Source organism: Streptococcus danieliae, from assembly GCF_013415245.1.
Taxonomy (GTDB): Bacteria; Bacillota; Bacilli; order Lactobacillales; family Streptococcaceae; genus Streptococcus; species Streptococcus danieliae_A.
Genome location: NZ_JACBXX010000170.1, coordinates 1 through 3760 on the forward strand (window position 1 = coordinate 1; position 3760 = coordinate 3760).

Consider the following 3760-nt stretch of genomic DNA (forward strand, 5'->3'; position numbering starts at 1 on the left):
GATGCGTCTATGATAAGTAGCGTAGTCTTTATTTCTAAGAGCTAATCTCAATTCAGTTTCTTGTTGTTTATCTAATTTCAATTTCATACAATCTATTATAATTCAAAATTCGATTTTTATTTAGTATTAGAAGTTGCTGCGTTTTCTTAACTCAAGGAAAGTATTGCATCGGATTGACCTGCTCGAACCTTTCTCATTAGGGCAAAAAAACAACCGAAAGGCTGACTTTCGGTTGTTTAGGGGAATTAAGCTTGAGGGAAGCTATCACTGCTGATAAAACGATAGACATCTCCTAGGGTTCCTTGGAAACCAAGGTCTTCTCCATTGAGTGTGAAAGAAGTGACTTTCAAATAATCTGGAATTGCGAGGCAGCCAGAAAATTGGCGGGTAAGATCACTGTATTGTTCAAAGGTCAGACTGCGATCAATCTTATAGGAATCTGTGTAATGAAGTTCATACATAGGCGTTTGGCCTCCTTTTTTCTTCTTGATAAGATTGTAACACATTCAGTTACAAGAGTAATCGAATATGCTCATGCTCTTTGAATATCAAACCTCTTCTTTTGAGAAAACCTTCCGGTCTACGAGGCTATCCATAAGGAAGAAAAACTTTTCACGATAGATAGGGCTAATCTTATCCTGGAAAATATCTACTTTATGAAGACCTGTCGCATCAGTAACTGTGAGACGAAAGGCAGATAAATCTTCTTTGACCGCAATTTTGACAAGAAAGCCTTGCCCGCTGTTAGGGACTTCCTCTAGTAGTCGTTGCAATTCATAGTTTCCAGTCTTGGTCTGACTAAAAGTGGTATCGCGCAGGGTGTATTTACGGATGCCTGGATCAATGTGGTAACGGTAAGGTGAGTTGGGTAGATGGACACTGGTTGAAAAAGCCATACTTATCCTCCGATTATTTTTTTAAGTGTTTGGGTAAAAGTAGTAACCTCGTCTAAACTGGTATCATCCGAAAAACTAATCCGAATGGAATGGTTGTTCCGTTCAGGCTGGTTGGGGTAGCAAGCGGCGATGACATGGCTTGGCTCCAAGGTCCCGGCTGTACAAGCAGAACCACCAGAAACAGCGATCCCCGCCAAATCCAACTGTAGCAATAAACTATCCTTGCTGACTTGAGGGACCACTAAACTGAGAACATGAGGAAGCTGGTCGCTGGCTTCATTGACAGTTACAGATGCTGGTAACGAAGCTACAAGTGTTTGTCTGAGGTTGCGGATATGCTCTTCTTTGGCTTCCCAGTTTTCCAGGCTTTCCTCAAGCGCGGTAGCCATTCCGACAATGGCTGGCAGATTCTCAGTACCCGCGCGGTGTTTATTTTCCTGCGTACCGCCCAGCATCAAACTTTTTAGCTTGGGCTTACTGGTGTAGAGGAAACCAACTCCTTTAGGGCCATGGAACTTGTGGGCCGAGGCTGTCGCAAAGTCGACTCCCAGCTCTTGGGGATGAAAAGGCCGTTTACCCATCCATTGAACCGCATCGACATGAAAGGCTGCAGGATGCTCTTGCAGAATTTTTCCAATTTGGGCAATGGGAAGTAGGGCACCGGTTTCGTTATTGGCTGCCATCATGGAAACCAAAATCGTATCCTCTCGTAGGGCGGCCTGGAAATCGTCAATGGCCAGCTGTCCGTCTCGTGGTTCTAAGTAGGTCACCTCAAAAGCATAGTCTTGTTCCAAGCGGTGAAAAACTTCTAGAACCGAATGGTGCTCGATTGCGCTTGTGATCAGATGTTTACCCTGGTCTTGATGCTCCAAGACGTAGGAGAAAAGGGCCAAGTTGTTGGCCTCTGTTCCCCCAGAGGTAAAAATAATCTGATCGGCTGAAACCTCTAATTGCTTGGCGATGGATTCACGCGCTTGGCGTAAATACTTGCGAGCATCCCTACCTAGACCATGGATACTAGATGGGTTGCCATAATGGTCCTGCATAATCTCCATCATCGAAGCCATGGCTTTTGAACTGATTTTGGTAGTTGCAGCGTTGTCTAAATAAATCATTTTCTTTCTTCTTTATGAAAATCAAAGAGTGGGCTGACCGGTTTGCGTTCTTGAATGCGCACAATGGCCTCCCCGATTAATTTGCTGGCAGATAGGCGGAGAGTATTGTCTGGAATTGCCTGTTTGGTAGCAACAGAATCGGTTACGACAATTTCTTTAATGTTGGCCTGATTCAAGAGTTCAGTCGCCTGACCGGCAAAGAGGCCGTGACTGGCAGCGGCATAAATTTCAGTCGCTCCTTCAGCGGTTAGAATTTTGGCAGCTTCAGAGAAGGTTTTTCCGGTATTAAGGATGTCGTCAATCATAATGACCCGTTTGCCAGCTACGTCACCGATGACATAACCTTCCTCACGATCGGCATCGTCTTGAGCGTAGTCAATGATGGCAATTGGCAAATCCAATAGTTCGGCCAATTGACGGGCCCGTTTGACACCGGAGTTCTTTGGACTCACAACAACCACGTCTTGTTGGCATAAGCCCTTATCATAATAGTGTTGGGCAAAGAGAGGGATTGTGAAGAGGTTGTCGACTGGGATGTTGAAAAAGCCTTGGACTTGAACCGCATGGAGATCAAGGGTGAGCAGGCGTGTAACACCAGCTTTGACCAGCATATTGGCTACCAACTTGGCTGTGATTGGTTCGCGTGGTGCAGCTGTGCGGTCTTGGCGCGCATAACCAAAGTAGGGCATTACCACATTGATGGAGTTGGCGCTGGCTCGTTTGCAGGCATCAACCATGATGAGCAGCTCCATTAAATGGTTGTTAACAGGGAAGCTGGTTGCCTGAATAATATAGATGTCAAAACCACGGACACTTTCTTCAATATTAATCTGGATTTCACCATCTGAGAATTGACGTGAAGAGAGTTTTCCGAGTGGAATACCTGTTTCTTGTGAAATGCGTTCGGCAATCTCTGGATTTGAATTTAAGGAAAAGATCTTCATTTGCTTTTTGTCGGTTTGTGTCGCAATCATGGATGGGTTGAACTCCTTTTTGTATTTGTTTCTATTTTATCAAATTTTGCTTAAAAAGATACAGCCCACTAGAGTTTTGCTGCAAAACGAGCAACCTTGGTTGGAGCCTTTCTTTCGTCAATTCCATGCTCAAGCAGAAACTGCTGGAAGTCCTTGTAGCCTTGAGCTGGATTGGTCACTTCTAATTCTAATTCGTAGTCAATTTGATCAAAGTAGGAACTTTTATCAATGGCCAAGAGTCCGATGGGGACTTGGATTTCGACGCGCTCTGTATGGAGGCTACCGAGCACCCGCAATTGTTCAAGGGCAATTCCCTCTTCGCGAAGTAGGTCCAGGATAGTCCCTTCTGGCAGTTGGACCTGGTCTGGGAAGAGGGGCCAAACTAGGCTGGTTAATTCTTGATTGTATTCCATATTGCCAATGGCCTGTGGAATTTTGAGGGTCAATTCAGCTCCCTCTTCAAAGGTACGGACGCGTAAGGCCATGCCGTGCTCTTTTAAGGTCCATTGGGGACTGTCAATATAATAGTTTGTCTGGTGGATGGGGGTCACATCTGGATAGAGGGCTCGTAGTCGGTCATATTCCGTTTTTTTCAGTAAGTTTTTGAATTCAATTTCCAAGTGTTGCATTTTTAGGTCTCTCTTTCATCACGACAAACGCATGAAAGGTTCTAACTGATTTTTTCTTCAGTCAGAACCTTTTTTTACAGCAATGATTTTAAATATCTATCAAAGACCATGCTCAGATGAAACTTTTTACGTCTTAAACTCATCTT

Annotated in this window: 5 protein-coding genes; all 5 read right to left on the reverse strand. The window is 44.4% G+C overall.

Translation table 11 applies throughout. From position 1 onward, the window contains the following. Window positions 1-245: 245 nt before the first annotated feature. On the reverse strand, window positions 246-461 hold the full coding sequence (locus HZY94_RS08305; RefSeq protein ID WP_179925767.1) for a DUF4649 family protein: 216 nt from the start codon (window positions 459-461) through the stop codon (window positions 246-248). Window positions 462-548: 87 nt separating this feature from the next. Further along, entirely contained in the window at window positions 549-896 is a 348-nt protein-coding gene (locus tag HZY94_RS08310) for a DUF1831 domain-containing protein (protein WP_179925768.1), read from the reverse strand. Window positions 897-898: 2 nt separating this feature from the next. After that, entirely contained in the window at window positions 899-2011 is a 1113-nt protein-coding gene (locus HZY94_RS08315; protein WP_179925769.1) for a cysteine desulfurase family protein, read from the reverse strand. Continuing rightward, window positions 2008-2985 (reverse strand): ribose-phosphate diphosphokinase, encoded by a 978-nt coding sequence (locus HZY94_RS08320; RefSeq protein ID WP_179925770.1) that lies wholly within the window; start codon window positions 2983-2985, stop codon window positions 2008-2010. The genes HZY94_RS08315 and HZY94_RS08320 overlap by 4 nt, the downstream gene beginning before the upstream one ends. Window positions 2986-3053: 68 nt before the next feature. After that, the gene (locus tag HZY94_RS08325; protein WP_179925771.1) at window positions 3054-3614 is read right to left on the reverse strand and encodes a CYTH domain-containing protein; all 561 of its coding nucleotides are present in this window, start codon (window positions 3612-3614) and stop codon (window positions 3054-3056) included. Window positions 3615-3760 lie beyond the last annotated feature (146 nt).